Here is a 15,353-nt window from a genome sequence, read left to right as displayed (position 1 = left end):
GTCATCCCCCGATGCGCGGCACGGTCCCTGTCTGCCAACTCCTCGGCCGGGCGGGTGTTTTCGCAGGTCAGGCCGATTGTCAGTGGTCGCCTCTACGGTTTTTCCCATGACGCGATCACTGCAGGCCGTGGCCTATCGCCGACCCTCCGCACTCGAGTCCGCGGCGGACGGGCGCCGCCTCGGGCTGGAAACGTCCCGGGGTGCGACACCCATGGGTGTCGAGGACCATCCGCGGTTCTTCGCGGGCTTTCTGACCTCGCCTCAGGTGGCCTCGGCGGCGCTGCTGGCGGTGGCCGACGTGGCGGCCGCGCGCTACTACCAGCCGCAGCTGCGCGCCTCGCTCGACCCGGTGGTGACCGGCAACGGCGACCGGCTGCGCTTCGAGTCCTTCTCCGGTTGCGGCGGGGTGTACGCACGGCTGGACGTCCTCACCCCGGGTCTCGACGGCGGCGAGGTGGGGCACGGGACGACGAACGTCGACGTCAACAACCCGCTGCGCGAGGCCCTGTCCCGGATCGGCACGGACGATCCGCTCCATCTGCGGGTCGGCCCGGACGAGTTGGCGGTCACCACGCTGGACGGCCCGGTGGTGGAGAAGAAGGTCCCGCTGCCCGACCGGTGGCTGCGCGGCTTCGCCGAGGCCCAGGTGATCGCGGCCGGGTTCGACCTGCGGGCCGAGCTGCCGGCGGACGAGGCGGTGCGGTTCCTGCGTGGGCTGCCGAGGGCGGGCGGGGCACGGCGGGCCTCGGGCGGACCGCGCTGGGTGGTGCCGGTGGGCCGCGGGCTGCGGCCGACGACGCGGCCGGTGCCGGGCGCGGTGTGCCTGCCGGGTCCGGAGCGGCTGGCCGCGCTGCAGCGGGTGCTGCGGCATGCGACGGCCCTCAGGGTGTACGGCCCGGCGGTCGGCGGTACGGCGAGTACGGCCGCCGCCTGGGAGGTGGTCCTGCCCGGCATGCGGCTCACGCTCACGCTGTCACCGGACGCCTCCCGCGGCTTCTCCGGCGAGGGCGGAGTCCTGGACGCGCTCGCCACCGAGGAGGCCGCCGGGGACGCCGAGCTGATCGCCGTGCTGCTGGCGTGGGAACCCCGCATCGACGTGGCCGACCTGGCGGCCGCCTCGGGCCTCACGCCCGAGCGGGTGCGTGCCGCCCTGGTCCGTCTCGGCACCTCGGGCCGCGTCGGATACGACACGGCGGAGGCGGCCTACTTCCACCGGGAGCTGCCCTACGACGCCGAGCGCGTCGAGAAGCACAATCCGCGACTGCGCTCGGCCGGAGCCCTGGTCGCGGCGGGCGCGGTGACCCTCGACGGCGCCCTGGCCACGGTGACCGCCGAGGACGGACATGTGCACCGGGTGCGGGACGCGGCGGGGGTGCTCACCTGCAGCTGTCTGTGGTGGGCGAAGTACCGGGGCGGACGCGGGCCGTGCAAGCACGCGCTGGCGGTGCGGATGGTGCGGCGGGGCGCCGCGGTGGGACAGGACATGGCGGCGATCGACGGGGGTGTGCGATGAGTGCGTTGACGGAGGCGGTACGGGCCGGGCGTACGGCGGAGACGCTGCGGCTGGTGAAGGGCATGACGGCGACCGAACGGCGCACATCGCTGCCGGAGTTGAAGGAGCTGCGCAAGGAGTTGCGGGCCGTCCCGCCGTGGGAGGACCGGTCGGAGCGGGTCCGCCCGGCGCTGCACCTGGCCGGGGCCGCCTGCCACACGGGAGCGGCGGCGGCCGCCGCCTGGCTCGCGGCGAGCGACCTGCGGTGGCGACAGGCACCCACGGAGTCACTCCTTCGGGTGCTGGAGGACCGGGACACGGGCTGGCTGGCCGATGTGGCGCACCGGCTGGCCCAGCGACCGGTGTCGGCGCAGGTGCCGTACGACCTGATGGCGGGGCTGGTGAGCCGATCGGGCTGCGAGGTCCCCGTCACCGACGCCTATGTGACCGGCTGGATCCGGCACATCGGCATCGGCGACGGCAGCTGGCCCCGGGACGGCGTCGCCCACCGGCTGCGTCGCGAGCCGAACCTCGCCGCGCTGCTCGGCGGGCTGTTCACGCTCTCGGACTTCGCCGAGGTCCGCTGGCTGCTCGGCGAAGGTCAAGGCTCCTGGCAGAGCGCCCTCGCGGCACTCGCCCAAGAGGGTTCCCTGGACCGTGAGTTCCTGGTCGACGCCTGTGTGGCCCGGCTGCTGCGCGGCGGCGGCCCCACCGACCACCGGATCTTCCTGCCGATGCTGACGGAACTCGCGCTCACCCGGGAGGAGGAGCGGGCGCGGATCCCCGACTGGACGGCGCTGTCCCGGGACGCGGTCTCCCCCGTCGCTTCGCACGCACAGGCCGTGCTCACCGGCCTGGCGCTGGAGGGCAGCCTGACCTCCCGGCAGCTGGCGGAGGCCTCCGAAGGGCTGCTGTTCCGCAGCGAGAAGAAGCTCGTGCGGGCCCAGCTCGTCCTGCTCGGCAAGGTGCTCTCCCGCGACCCCGGCACGGCGGCGGAGCTGCTGCCGGTCGTGGCCCAGGCGTTCGGGCACGAGGACACCCAGGTGCAGGAGCGGGCGCTCAAGCTCGTCGAACGGCACGTACAGAGGCTCGACTCGACCGAGGTGCGTGACGAACTCGCCTACTCCGCCCAGCAGTTGATCCCGGCGCTGCGTGCGCGGGCGGCCGCCGCGCTCGGCGTCGCGGCGGCCGGGCCCGAGGCGGTGTACGAGGACGTCCTGCCGCCCGCCCCGGAGCCGGTGCGGCTGGAGCCCGCGCCGCCGACGCCCGAGGAAGTGGCCGAAGAGGTGGGGGCGCTGCTGGCCTCCGAGGGTGACGTGGCCGCGTTCGAGCGGGCGCTGGACGGTCTGGTGCGGCACGCGTACCAGGATCCGGACGCGCTGCGCGAGGCGCTCGTCCCGGTGATCGCGAACCGCTGGTGGGCCGGCGACGAGCACCGGCAGTGGCCGCGCACGGACGACATGTTCAGCAACGCCCGCTACGGCCTCTTCAACGCCGAGGACGGCCTCGAGCTGCTCCTCGCGACCCTGCACGGCAAGGTACGCACGGCCACACTCCTCGACGCGGTACGGCGCGGGCCGAACGAACACGAGTGCGCGCACAGCGGCCTCTCCCGCGTCCTGGACGCCCGGCTCCGCGAGGTGGCCTACCGCCTGCGCACTGAACCGATGCCGCTGCTGCTCGCCACGCCCACCTGGAGCACGGGCCTGCTGGAGCCGGCGGAGCTGGTGGACCGCCTCGCCGAGTACCGGCGCCTGGACTCCCGGGTCTGCGCGACCGACTTCGCCCAGGCCCTGCTCCGGGTGCGCAGAGACGACCGTGCTGCGGCCGAGGAGGCGGCGGGGCGGGCCAGAGCGCTCGGCACTCCGGAGGGCGTACGGCTGGCCCGCTGGCTGGGCGGCACCAACGCCACGCTGCCCGAGGCCAGACGGCGTACCAAGGGGGTGCGGATCCTGCTGGAGCTGGCCGAACTCCCCGAGTTGCAGGACGGTTTCCCGCAGGAGTTCCACCGACTCGGCCGGCCGCTGTCGGTCTTCTCCGACCGCTGGCACTGCCACCACTGGAACCATGGAGCACGCCGGCACTGGCTCGCCGTGCTCCCGGAGCGGCGGGAGCTGGTCGCGGCCCGGATACTGCACGATCTGGCCGACACGGCCGTCGAGGACGAGCGCGGTGCCGCCGTCCTTCCGCTGCTCGCCGAGTCCGGCGGCGCGGCGGGCGAGGCCGTGCACCTGTGCGTGGCGTACGGGCTCGGCGCACGGCACCAGGAGGACCGGCTCGCCGCCGTGGACGCCCTGCTGGTGCTGGCCGCGCAGGGGCAGCTCGACGCGGCGCGGCTGGGCACGGATCTGGGTGAGCTGGTGGAGCGTGGTGCGGTGAAGCCGCAGCGGCTGGCCGAGTCGGCGCGGACGGCGGCGGCCACGGGAGCCAATGCGACGATAGGGGAGCTGCTCCGGCACGCCCTGCCCGTTCCGCTGGCCGCTCTGGCGACCGCCCGCCCGGAGGCCGCGGCCGTGGCGGCCCGGGGTCTCGGGGACCTGCTGGCCGTGGCGGCGGAGTGCGCCGAGCGGTCCGGGGCGCACGGAGAGGTGCCGCACCTGGCGGAGACCGCCGCCCGTGGCGGTTCCTCCCGTCTGGTCGTCCAGGCGCGGCGGCTGCGGGACGCGCTCGCCGAGGAGGTGGCCGCCTGAGTCGGACCAGAATGACCGCCCACCGCAACAGTGGAAAGTGCAACAAAAAGGGCGGAAGCATGCTTTACCCATCGGTCACAAACCGTTCGTGATCACGCAACACCGTTCCTTCACAGTGAGTGCATGACTCCAGACATGTCTCAAGTGACCCGCGCGAAGCACGGACGGCCCGTGCACCACTGGCGGCGGGACCTCGTCGAACTCGCCGCCCTGTTCACGGCCGTTGCGGCGGCGGACGGGGTGGCGAACCTGGTCGGACACGGGCCCGACGGTCCGGCGCTGCTGGTGATCTCGGCGATCGTGCTGGCCGCGACGGCGGGCTTCCACACGTGGTGGGCACGGCGCCACGGGCACGCACCGCCGGCCGACGATACCGGTGCCCGGCCGACCGCCGAGACGCGGTCGGCCGGGCCCGCACAGGAGCCGGGCGCGCAGGACGTGGCCGGGGCCGGCACGCTGTGGCGGATGCGGACGACGGTGAAGGACGAGCCCGGTTCGCTGGCCGCGCTGTGCACGGCGCTGGCCGGGCGGCGGGTCGACATCCTGAGCCTGCAGACGCATCCGCTGGGCGACGGCACGGTCGACGAGTTCCTGCTGCGGGCGCCCGAGGCGCTGGCGGGGGCCGAGATCAGCCGGGCGGTCTCGCTGGCCGGCGGCACGTCCACCTGGATCGAGCGGGCCGACGCCCACGATCTGGTGGACGCCCCCACCCGGGTCCTCGGCCTCGCGGCGCGCACCGCGCTGGACGCGGCGGAACTTCCGCTGGCGCTGCGGCAGTTGCTGGGCCGGTGCACGATCCGCTCGCTGCCCGCCACGCCGGTCGGCGGGGGTCGCGGGCCGGAGCCCGTGCCGGTCGAGGGGGTCCTCGAGGACACCGTGATGCGGCTGCGGGCGCCGGAGGGCGGTGTGCTCACCGTGGAGCGGCCGTATCTGCCGTTCACGCCGACCGAGTTCGCGCGGGCCAGGGCCCTGGTGGAGCTGGACAGCCGGCTGGGGCCGCGGATCCCGCGCGGCCAGGACGTGCTGACGCTGCCGGAGGGCAACGACATCGCCGTGCGCCGGGTGGACACCGGTGACCTGGCGGAGGCCAGGGCGATGCACGAGCGGTGCTCGAAGCGCACCCTCGGCATGCGGTACCACGGGCCGGTCGGGGACGCCGAGCGCTATCTGAACCACCTGCTCAGCCCCCGCTTCGGGCGGACGCTGGCCGCGCAGACCACCTCGGGCCGGATCGTCGGGCTCGGGCATCTGCTGTGGGACGGCGACGAGACCGAGGTCGCGCTGCTGATCGAGGACGACTGGCAGCGGCGCGGTGTCGGAGCCGAGCTGCTCGGCCGCCTGGTGGCGATGGCGGTGGAGGCGGGCTGCGAGAGCGTCTACGCCGTGACGCAGGCCTCCAACACCGGGATGGTCGCGGCCATGCGCGGTCTGGGGCTGCCCCTGGACTACCAGATCGAGGAGGGCACCCTGGTCATCACGGCCCGCCTGGACACCGCCCCGGTGGCGGTCCGGGCACCGTACGACGGCAGTGGGGAGCGGCTCGGCGGCGCGGCGCGCCGCGACTGAGCAGTCTCGGCGGACGGACGGCCCGGCGGTTTCCCGCCGGGCCGTTGTCGTGCGCAACCCCGTCAGCGCACGGCTTCCTGCAGCGCCATCGGCGTCGCGGTCCGCTCCCCCAGGGCGTGATCCAGGTCCGCCCACAGGTCGTCGACGTCCTCCAGGCCCACCGACATCCGCAGCAGCCGGTCGCTCACCCCGGCGCCGCGCCGGTCGTCGGCGTCGACGATGCGGTGGCTGATGGAGGCGGGGTGCTGGATGAGGGTGTCCACGCTGCCCAGGCTGACCGCCGGGGTGATCAGCCGGACCCGGGAGATCACCTCGTGCGGGTCGCCGTGGACCTCGAAGGCGACCATCGCGCCGCCCAGGCGCGGATAGCGGACGCGGGCGACCCGCGGGTCGGCGGCGAGCCGACGGGCCAGTTCGGCGGCGTTCGCGGAGGCGGCCCGGACCCGCACCGGCAGCGTGGACAGGCCCCTGAGCAGCAGATATCCGGCGAGCGGATGCAGGACACCGCCCGTGGCGAAACGTATCTGCCGAAGCTGTCCGGCGAACTCCTCGTCGCAGGCCACCACACCGGCCAGCACGTCGCCGTGGCCGCCGAGGTACTTGGTGGCGCTGTGCAGCACCAGCCGTGCGCCGTGTTCGGCGGGGCGCTGCAGGACGGGTGTGGCGAAGGTGTTGTCGGCGAGCAGCGGGACCGAGCCGCAGGCGTGGGCGATGGCCCGCAGATCGAGTTCGGCGAGCGTGGGGTTGGCCGGGGACTCGACCATCACCAGACCGGTGTCGGCGCGCAGGGCGTCGGTGATGCCGGCCGGGTCGGTCCAGGTCACCTCCGTACCGAGGAGCCCGGCGGTCAGCAGATGGTCGCTGCAGCCGTACAGGGGTCGTACCGCCACCACGTGGCGCAGGCCCATGGCGGAGCGGGCGAGCAGGACCGCGCTGAGCGCCGCCATGCCGCTGGCGAAGGCGACGGCGGACTCGGTGCCCTCCAGCCTGGCCAGGGCGGTCTCGAAGCGGGCGACGGTCGGATTGCCCAGGCGGCCGTAGATCGGCGGGCCGACCGGGTCGGCGCCGTCGGTGGCGAAGGCGTCGATGCGGGCGGCTTCGCCGCGGCTGTCGTACGAGGGGTACGTGGTGGACAGGTCGATGGGCGGGGCGTGCAGGCCCTGCCGGGCGAGGTCGTCGCGGCCGGCGTGCACGGCCTCGGTGGCCAGTGCTCTCGATGCGGTGCGTACGGCGTCGTAGGCACCCGTGCTCGCTGTGTCCATGGGCGGAAGGTTGAACACCGGACGGGTCATCGGAATCGAACACCGTGCTACGTTCGGCCAATGGCTGAATCCGTCGTACTGGATCCGGTGGATCTTCACTTGCTGCGGTTGCTGCAGAACGACGCCCGGACCACCTATCGCGATCTCGCGGCGCAGGTGGGCGTGGCGCCGTCGACCTGTCTGGACCGGGTGACCCGGCTGCGCCGCGCGGGCGTGATCCTCGGCCACCAGCTGCGGCTGGATCCGGCGAAGCTGGGACGCGGTCTGGAGGCCCTGCTGTCGGTGCAGGTCAGACCACATAGGCGAGAGCTGGTCGGGCCGTTCGTGGAGCGGATCCGGGCGCTGCCGGAGTCGCGGACCGTGTTCCATCTGACCGGGCCCGACGACTATCTGGTGCATGTGGCCGTGGCGGACATGGCCGATCTGCAGCGGCTGGTGCTGGACGAGTTCACGGCGCACCGGGAAGTGGCCCGGGTGGAGACCCGGTTGATCTTCCAGCAGTGGGACTGCGGGCCGCTGCTGCCTCCGGCCACGCCCAGAGCTGAATCACGGATACCTGGGTGACGCAGGCATACTCCCCGTATGAGGATGGGCGGCATGTCTGAGATCCAGAGCCCGCTGCCCCGCCAGGTCGCCGACACCTATGTGGACGACCTCATCGCCCTCGACCCGGTCACCGGCACCTACCTCGGTGTGAAGGAGAGTTCGAGCAGGCTGCCCGACTACTCGCCCGAGGGTCAGGAGGCCCTCGCGGAGCTGGCACGGACCACCCTCGCCCGGCTCGACGAGGCCGAGCGGCAGACCGGTGCGGACAGTGACGTAGAGCGTCGCTGCGGACGGCTGCTGCGGGAGCGGCTGACCGCCGAACTGGCCGTGCACGAGGCCGACGAGCACCTGCGCGCGGTCGGCAACATGAGCACGCCCGGCCACTCGGTGCGGGACGTCTTCACGGTCATGCCGACCCAGACGGAGGAGGACTGGGCGGCGATCGCCGAGCGGCTGCGCGCGGTGCCGGGGGCCCTCGCGGGCTACCGGAAGTCCCTGGCGCTCGGTCTGGAGCGCAAGCTGTACGCGGCGCCGCGGCCGACCGCGACCTTCGTCGAGCAGCTCACCGAGTGGTCGGACACCGACGGCAAGGGCCGCGGCTGGTACGAGGACTTCGCCGCCGCCGGTCCGGACGCGCTGCGCGCGGAGCTGGACGAGGCGGCCCGCACGGCGACCGCCGCCGTGGTGGAGCTGCGGGACTGGATGCGGGACGTGTACGCGCCGACCATCGAGGGCGCCCCGAACACGGTGGGCCGCGAGCGGTACGCGCGCTGGGCCCGCTACTTCAACGGCACCGACCTGGACCTGGACGAGGCGTACGCGTACGGCTGGTCGGAGTTCCACCGCATCCTCGGCGAGATGAGGCAGGAGGCGGAGAAGATCCTGCCCGGCGCCGAGACCCCGTGGGTGGCGCTCGGGCACCTGGACGAGCACGGCCGGCACATCGAGGGTGTCGACGAGGTCCGGGAGTGGCTGCAGGGCCTGATGGACAAGGCCATCGAGGATCTGGACGGCACGCACTTCGAACTCGCCGAGCGGGTGCGGAAGGTGGAGTCGCGCATCGCCCCGCCCGGCGGTGCCGCGGCCCCGTACTACACGCCCCCGTCGGAGGACTTCTCGCGGCCCGGCCGGACCTGGCTGCCGACCATGGGGCAGACCCGTTTCCCGGTGTACGACCTGGTGTCGACCTGGTACCACGAGGGCGTGCCCGGGCATCACCTCCAGCTCGCGCAGTGGGCGCACGTCGCCAAGGACCTCTCCCGCTACCAGGCCACGGTCGGCGGGGTCAGCGCCAACGCGGAGGGCTGGGCGCTGTACGCGGAGCGGCTGATGGACGAACTGGGCTACCTCACGGACCCGGAGCAGCGGCTCGGCTACCTGGACGCGCAGATGATGCGGGCGGCCCGGGTGATCGTCGACATCGGCATGCACCTGGAGCTGGAGATCCCGGCGGACTCGCCGTTCCACCCCGGTGAGCGCTGGACGCCGGAGCTGGCCGAGGAGTTCTTCGGCGCGCACAGCAGCCGGCCGGCGGACTTCGTGGAGAGCGAGCTGACCCGGTACCTGACGATTCCGGGCCAGGCGATCGGCTACAAGCTCGGCGAGCGGGCGTGGCTGCGGGGCCGTGAGAACGCCCGTGCGCGGCACGGCGACGCCTTCGATCTGAAGGCCTGGCACATGGCGGCCCTGTCGCAGGGTTCCCTGGGCCTGGACGACCTGCTGGACGAGTTGTCCCAGCTCTGACCTGCCCCAGGTCTCGACAGAGGGCTCAACGCCGGAAGCCGCCCTCGGAGTTGACGACCTCGCCGGTGACCCAGCCCGCCTCGTCCGTGGCCAGCCACGCGATGAGCCGGGCCGGGTCGTCGGGCACGCCCCAGCGCCCGGCGGGGAACCGTGCGGCCACGGCCGCATGGGCCTCGCCGGTGGCGTAACCGGTGTCCACGGGACCGGGGTTGACCGTGTTCACGGTGATGCCGTGCTCGATGAGCGTGGTGGACAGGGAGCGGGTGATCGAGGCGAGGGCGCCCTTCTGCAGGGCGTAGGCGATCTCGCCGGGCATCCCGCCCGCCATGTCCTGACCGGAGGTCATCATCACCACGCGCCCGCCCGGGGTGCCCTTCGGCAGCCGGGCGCGCGAGCGGGCGTACGCCTGGACGAGCAGCAGCACCGAGCGGGTGTCCACCGCCCAGTGGGCGTCCAGCATCGCGGCGTCGATCTCGTCCAGGGTGCCGTCGGACCCGCTCAGGGCGTGGTTGGCGACGAGGATGTCGAGCCGCCCGAACTCCGCCACGACGGCGTCGATCAGCCGGGCCGGAACCGCCGGGTCGGACAAGTCGCCGGGCCCCATGACGACACGCGCCCCAGGGTCGCCGAGCACCTCGCGCACGGAGTCGGCGACCGCTTCGGGGCTGTCGGCACCCCAGGGCATCGCGGTGTCGTGCGGCACATGGTGATGCAGATAGACGCTCGCCCCGTACGCGGCCAGCCGCCGGGCCACCGCATGCCCGATACCGGCACGCCTGCTGGCCCCGGTGACGAGCGCGGTGCGGCCGCGCAGGGGCAGGGGGTCGCGGCGCAGTTCCTCGGGGGCGGGGTGCGGGGAAGTGGGCATGGACGAGCACGGTACGGAGTCCGCCGGGCCGAGCGCGAGGGAATAAGGGACACCGTGGCGGGCCGGGGATGAGCCGTGCCCCGGCACGCGGGCCCTGGGCGCGGCCCGGTGGTCCGGCCGACCGGGCCGGGCTCCCTGGCAGCCGGGCTCCCTGGCAGCCGGGTTCTCGGACCGGGCGCGGAGCGTGTGCCGTTGCACCGCGCCCCGCCGGACCGCCCCCGTTCGGCCGTACGGCCGCCCCCCGGTGGCGGAGCCCGTGGTGAGGCGGCTTGCTGGTGCCGAAGGGCGAATCGGAGGAGGCGGGCCGCTATGCAGGGAAAGGGGCCGGGTCAGGAGGCGATGGAGACCCCGCGGGCCGCCGGGCTGGCCGGAGTGGTCTTCGCACTGCTGCTGTCGGCGGCGATCGTGCTGATCCGGCTGGGGATTCCCGAAGGGGCCGACACGGTCACCCCTCAGGCGTTCACGGACTCCACGCGGCAAGGCGCGGTGAAGACCGCACTCGCACTCGTACCGTTCGCCGGCATCTTCTTCCTGTGGTTCGTCGGCGCCGTCCGGGCCCACGTAGGGGCGGTCGAGGACAAGTTCCTCGCCACCGTCTTCCTCGGCAGCGGACTGGTCTTCACCGCCACGATGTTCGGCGCCGCGGCGGCGGCAGGTGCCGTGCTGGCCGTCGCGCACCCCGCCGGTACCAGTCCCGGGCTGTCCACCTGGGACTTCGGCCGTCATTTCGCGTACACGCTGTTGACGGGGTACGCGATGCGGATGGCGGCCGTGTTCGTGTGCTCCATGTCGGTGATCGGGCACCGCCTCGGCGTGCTCCCGCGCTGGCTCTCGGTGCTGGGCTTCCTCACGGCCCTGACCCTGCTCTTCGTCTCCTCGAACGTCCCCTGGGCGGAGCTGGTCTTCCCCGCATGGTCGCTGGTGCTCAGCGTCCACATCATGGTGGCGGGCGGTCGCGCCAGGTCGCGCCTCACGGCGTCCGCGTGACCCCGCGCTGCCCTTCACTCGAACGGCGTGCCTGAGCGCGCGCGGCCCCCGTCGCCGCTCGCATGCTGGCGAGCGGGACATGACCGCCGTCCGGAGATGCCCGCGCGTGACGTGGTGGTGGGCACCGGACCTGGCCACCGGAAGGGGCGGAGCGTCGATGCGGCTCGTCGTCGATCTCAACAAGTGTCAGGGGTACGCCCAGTGCGCGTTCCTCGCGCCCGACGTCTTCGCCATGCACGGCGAGGAGTCGCTGGTGTACAACCCGCGGGCGGAGGAGGAGCAGCGGGAGCGGGTGGCGCGTGCCGTCGCCGCCTGCCCGGTGCAGGCGATCACTGCCGACGGTCTGGACGGCGCCGGTGAGAGCGCCGCGTCCGGCCGGGAGGCGTCCGATGCCCGCTGACTACCTGGACTGGCTCAGGCGCGAGGGCCGGATCGTGATCGTGGGCGCCTCGCTGGCCGGCCTGCGGGCCGCCGAGACCCTGCGCGCCGAGGGCTTCGCCGGGGAACTCACCCTGATCGGGGACGAGCCGTACGAGCCGTACGACCGGCCGCCGCTGTCCAAGGCGGTCCTGCTGGGCAAGGCGGACCCGCTCCACACCGAGCTGCCCCGGCGCCGCGAGATCGACGCGAAGTGGCGCCTGGGAGTCCCGGCGAGCGCCCTCGACATGACCGCCAAGCGGGTGCGGCTGGCCGACGGGGACGAGGTCGAGTACGACCGCCTGCTGATCGCGACCGGTGTGCGCGCCCGGCCCTGGCCGAAGGAGGCGGAGGCACAGCTGGACGGCGTCTTCGTGGTGCGGACCCGGGGCGACGCGGCCGCCCTGTACCGGCGGCTGAAGGCGGGGCCGCGCCGTGTCCTCATCATCGGCGCCGGGTTCGCCGGGTCGGAGATCGCCTCGGCCTGCCGGGAGATGGGCCTCGCGGTCACGGTGGCCGAACGCGCGGGCGGGCCCCTGGTGGGAGCCCTCGGCGGGGTGATCGGCTCGGTGTCCGCTGAGCTGTACCACGAGAACGGTGTCGACCTGCGCACCGGTGTCATGGTCACCGGCCTGGAGGGCGACTCGGTGGGCCGGGTGAAGGCCGCCCATCTGTCCGACGGGAGCGTCGTCGAGACGGACCTGGTGGTCGTCTCGCTCGGCTCGATGCGCAACACCGAGTGGCTGACCGGGTCGGGGCTCGGTGCGGGCCCCCGGGGCATCGCCTGTGACGCGGGGTGCCGCGCCTTCGACTTCCGGGGCATCGTCACCGACGACATCTTCGTCGCGGGTGACGTCGCCCGGTCCCCGCACGCGCTGTTCGGCTACCAGTTCCTCTCCCTCGAACACTGGGGCAACGCCGTCGCCCAGGCCGAGATCGCCGCGCACAACATGATCAGCCCCAGCAGCGACCGCCGCCCGCACCTGTGGGTGCCCGCCTTCTGGTCGTCGCAGTTCCGCGTGAACATCAAGTCCGTCGGTGTCCCGCCCATGGGCGAGCAGATCATGATCACACAGGGCTCCCTGGCCGAACGCCGCTTCGTCGGCGTCTACGGGTTCCAGGGCCGGATCATCGCCGCCGTGAGCTTCGACAACACCCGTTGGCTCGAGTTCTACCAGCGGGAGATCGAGCGGGGCGCGCCGTTCCCGGTGGAGTACCCGACGGTGGACCGCCGTCCCGAGGGACGCCAGCCGGTCCCGGCCGACTTCCCCGACCCGTCCCTGCCGACCCACGGCCCGACCGTGACCCTCAGCGGCTACTCACCGACCGACCGGCAGCTGGTCTTCACCCCGGCCCACTGACCCGGGCGGCCGGCCTCTCCCCCGGCCCACCGACCCGGACGCCCGGCCCTTCCCCCACCCCACGGACCTTCACGCCCCAAGGACCCCGCATGACGCACGCCTCGCTCCTGCGCCAGATCACCGACTACGCGAACCGCGCCAACCCGTATCCGCTGTACGAGGAGCTCCGCAAGACCCCGGTGCTGCACGAGGAGGAGGGCGGTCCGTACGTCATCAGCTCGTACTGGGACATCGAGAACCTGCTCCACGACCCTCGCATCAGCTCCGACGCGAGCAACGTCACCGCCGCGGGCGACGACGAGCTGTCCGGGCCGGAGGCGACGGGGCTGCCGCCGAGCTTCATCCGGCTCGACCCGCCGGAGCACGACCGGCTGCGGCGGATGGCCAACAGCTCCTTCGGCCCGCCGCACCGGCCGCACCGGATCGAGTCGATGCGCCCTGAACTCGAGCGCATCGTCACCGAACTGATCGACGGCTTCGGGGACGCCCGGCAGATCGACGAGGTCGACCAGTTCGCCTACCCCTTCCCGGTCACGGTCATCTGCCGACTGCTGGGCGTACCGCGCGAGGACGAGCCCCGCTTCCGTTCCTGGGTGGACCCCATCGTCGCCGGCCTGGACCCGGACGCCCGCACGGGCGCCCAATCCCAGCAGACCGCACAGGAGGCACGACTGCAGCTCGGCATGTACCTGAACGGGCTGGTGGAGCAGCGCGCCCGGGAGCCCCGCGACGACATGCTGTCCGACCTGGTGAACAGTCACGGTCCGGACGGCACCATGACCACGATGGAAGTGCTCAGCACCGCGGTGCTGCTGCTCATCGCCGGCCACGAGACGACGGTCAACCTGATCACCAACGGCATGCTCACGCTGTTGCGCCACCCGGAGTACCTCGAGCGGCTGCGCGCCGACCCGGGCCTGTCCGTGAAGATCATCGAGGAGCTGCTGCGCTACGAACCGCCCGTACAGCTCCTGCCGCAACGCACCTGCATCACCGACATCGACGTGCGCGGTGTCACCATCCCGAAGGGCTCCCGCATCTGGCTGGTGCTCGCCGCCGGCAACCGGGACCCGGAGCGGTTCAAGGACCCCGACCGCTTCGACCCGGACCGCGAGGACATCGAGCACCTCGGCTTCGGCAGCGGCATCCACAGCTGCTTCGGTGCTCCGCTGGCCCGGCTGGAGGCCCAGATCGCGCTGTCCGAGCTGGCCCGGCGGCTCGAGAACCCCCGTCTCGTCGAGGACCCGCCGCCGTACCGGCCGAACGCGGTGCTGCGCGGCCCGCGCCATCTGAACATCACCTTCGACGGGCTGCGCTGACCGGGCTCAGTCCGCGAGCCTTCTCAGCTGGACCAGGCCGACCCAGGTCTCCGGGCCGGGCTGGGCGTAGGCGGCACTCACCGCGTACGGGCCCGGTGCCAGCGGGACGCGCAGGTGCTCGGCGCCCTCCGCCGCGCCGCCCGGCCAGGCCGAGTCGAACAGCACCACCGGGCCGGGCACGTTCCAGCGGATCTCGTGTTCCCACACGGCCGCGTCGAGCGCGCCGGGGATCTGGGCCAGCAGCTCGCTCTCGGAGTTCGCGGCGGACCAGCGCACGAAGGTGCCGTGGTCGGGCAGATAGGAGGTGGAGGCGGGTTCGTCGCCGAAGACGAGGGCCGCGCTGTCGCCGACCGGGAGCAGGCCGACGTAACCGTCGACCTCGCACGCGCGGTCGTAGTCCGTGGCGAACTCCTCGCTGTCGGCGCCCGCCCAGAACGGCAGCACCGTCTCCGGTACGGCTATCAGCGGGCCGCCGCCCGACTCCACCCACTCCAGTGCGCCTGGATCCGCGTATCGAGCCATGGGCAGAACCTACACGGGCGGTGTCAGCAGCCGCACTCGCCGTCCACAGGTGCCGTCAGCGGGTCGGCGTCCCGGCGCACCGGCCCCTGCCAGGTCTCGTAGGCGAAGCCCTCCCGTGCCCAGTACTCGAAGCCGCCCAGCATCTCCTTGACCTGGTAGCCGAGTTCGGCCAGGGCGAGGGCGGCGCGGGTGGCGCCGTTGCAGCCGGGGCCCCAGCAGTACGTCACCACCGGCACGGACTTGTCGAGAAGCTGCTCGGCCTGCTCGGGGATGAGCGCGGTGGGCAGGTGGATCGCGCCCGGGACGTGCCCCTGGTCCCAGGACTCGGTGGAGCGGGAGTCGAGCACGACGAAGCCGGGGTCGCCGTCGGCCGCGAGCGCGGCGGCCACATCGGAGACGTCGGCGTGGAAGGCGAGGCTGGCCCGGAAGTAGGCGGCGGCCTCGGCGGGGGCGGCGGGGGCGACCCGCAGGACGGGGTTCACGGTGTTGGTGATCATGGCCAAAAATCTATGACCACCGCCCGGCTCCCTGAAGTGACGATCCCCGGGGTTCCTCTTGATCGGCCGGGGATTCCCCTGCT

13 protein-coding genes are annotated in these 15,353 nt (G+C 73.2%); 9 read left to right on the top strand and 4 right to left on the bottom strand.

Annotated features, from left to right (window positions below):
- Positions 1-106: 106 nt before the first annotated feature.
- From BEK98_RS28965 to BEK98_RS28955, 3 genes are all read left to right on the top strand, one after another.
- The gene (locus BEK98_RS28965; RefSeq protein ID WP_094219624.1) at positions 107-1,513 is read left to right on the top strand and encodes an SWIM zinc finger family protein; all 1,407 of its coding nucleotides are present in this window, start codon (positions 107-109) and stop codon (positions 1,511-1,513) included.
- Positions 1,510-4,182, top strand: coding sequence for a DUF7824 domain-containing protein (locus tag BEK98_RS28960; protein ID WP_094219623.1), 2,673 nt, complete (start codon positions 1,510-1,512; stop codon positions 4,180-4,182). The genes BEK98_RS28965 and BEK98_RS28960 overlap by 4 nt, the downstream gene beginning before the upstream one ends.
- 135 nt (positions 4,183-4,317) lie before the next feature.
- Positions 4,318-5,748, top strand: coding sequence for a GNAT family N-acetyltransferase (locus BEK98_RS28955; protein ID WP_244202046.1), 1,431 nt, complete (start codon positions 4,318-4,320; stop codon positions 5,746-5,748).
- 62 nt (positions 5,749-5,810) lie between these two features.
- Here the strand turns inward: BEK98_RS28955 and BEK98_RS28950 are convergent, their stop codons facing one another.
- Positions 5,811-7,010, bottom strand: coding sequence for a trans-sulfuration enzyme family protein (locus BEK98_RS28950; protein WP_094219664.1), 1,200 nt, complete (start codon positions 7,008-7,010; stop codon positions 5,811-5,813).
- A 60-nt stretch (positions 7,011-7,070) separates the two neighbouring features.
- Between BEK98_RS28950 and BEK98_RS28945 the strand changes: the two genes are divergently transcribed.
- A complete protein-coding gene (locus BEK98_RS28945; RefSeq protein WP_094219622.1) occupies positions 7,071-7,574 on the top strand; it encodes an Lrp/AsnC family transcriptional regulator in 504 nt (167 codons plus the stop codon).
- A gap of 33 nt (positions 7,575-7,607) precedes the next feature.
- On the top strand, positions 7,608-9,299 hold the full coding sequence (locus BEK98_RS28940; RefSeq protein ID WP_094219621.1) for a DUF885 domain-containing protein: 1,692 nt from the start codon (positions 7,608-7,610) through the stop codon (positions 9,297-9,299).
- 25 nt (positions 9,300-9,324) lie between these two features.
- Here BEK98_RS28940 and BEK98_RS28935 read toward each other — a convergent pair whose 3' ends face one another.
- Positions 9,325-10,167 (bottom strand): SDR family oxidoreductase, encoded by an 843-nt coding sequence (locus BEK98_RS28935; RefSeq protein WP_094219620.1) that lies wholly within the window; start codon positions 10,165-10,167, stop codon positions 9,325-9,327.
- 309 nt (positions 10,168-10,476) lie between these two features.
- Here BEK98_RS28935 and BEK98_RS28930 point away from each other — a divergent pair, with 309 nt between their 5' ends.
- The 4 genes from BEK98_RS28930 (at position 10,477) to BEK98_RS28915 (ending at position 14,251) form a co-directional block, all read left to right on the top strand.
- Positions 10,477-11,154 carry a hypothetical protein gene (locus tag BEK98_RS28930; RefSeq protein ID WP_094219619.1) on the top strand — a complete coding sequence of 226 codons (678 nt, stop codon included), beginning with the start codon at positions 10,477-10,479 and terminating at the stop codon, positions 11,152-11,154.
- A gap of 157 nt (positions 11,155-11,311) precedes the next feature.
- Positions 11,312-11,554 (top strand): ferredoxin, encoded by a 243-nt coding sequence (locus BEK98_RS28925; protein WP_094219618.1) that lies wholly within the window; start codon positions 11,312-11,314, stop codon positions 11,552-11,554.
- Positions 11,544-12,932, top strand: coding sequence for an NAD(P)/FAD-dependent oxidoreductase (locus BEK98_RS28920; RefSeq protein WP_094219617.1), 1,389 nt, complete (start codon positions 11,544-11,546; stop codon positions 12,930-12,932). The genes BEK98_RS28925 and BEK98_RS28920 overlap by 11 nt, the downstream gene beginning before the upstream one ends.
- A gap of 89 nt (positions 12,933-13,021) precedes the next feature.
- Positions 13,022-14,251, top strand: coding sequence for a cytochrome P450 (locus BEK98_RS28915; RefSeq protein ID WP_094219616.1), 1,230 nt, complete (start codon positions 13,022-13,024; stop codon positions 14,249-14,251).
- A 6-nt stretch (positions 14,252-14,257) separates the two neighbouring features.
- On the opposite strand, the gene BEK98_RS28910 is transcribed toward BEK98_RS28915, so the two are convergent.
- Positions 14,258-14,773: an immunity 21 family protein gene (locus tag BEK98_RS28910; protein ID WP_094219615.1), complete on the bottom strand. Its 516-nt coding sequence runs from the start codon at positions 14,771-14,773 to the stop codon at positions 14,258-14,260.
- A 23-nt stretch (positions 14,774-14,796) separates the two neighbouring features.
- The gene (locus BEK98_RS28905) at positions 14,797-15,270 is read right to left on the bottom strand and encodes a rhodanese-like domain-containing protein (RefSeq protein WP_179851777.1); all 474 of its coding nucleotides are present in this window, start codon (positions 15,268-15,270) and stop codon (positions 14,797-14,799) included.
- Positions 15,271-15,353: the final 83 nt, after the last annotated feature.

This window comes from Streptomyces diastatochromogenes, assembly GCF_002242805.1.
GTDB classification, from domain to species: domain Bacteria; phylum Actinomycetota; class Actinomycetes; order Streptomycetales; family Streptomycetaceae; genus Streptomyces; species Streptomyces diastatochromogenes.
Note: the sequence above shows the minus strand (reverse complement) of the source record. Positions and strands in the feature narration are given on the sequence as shown.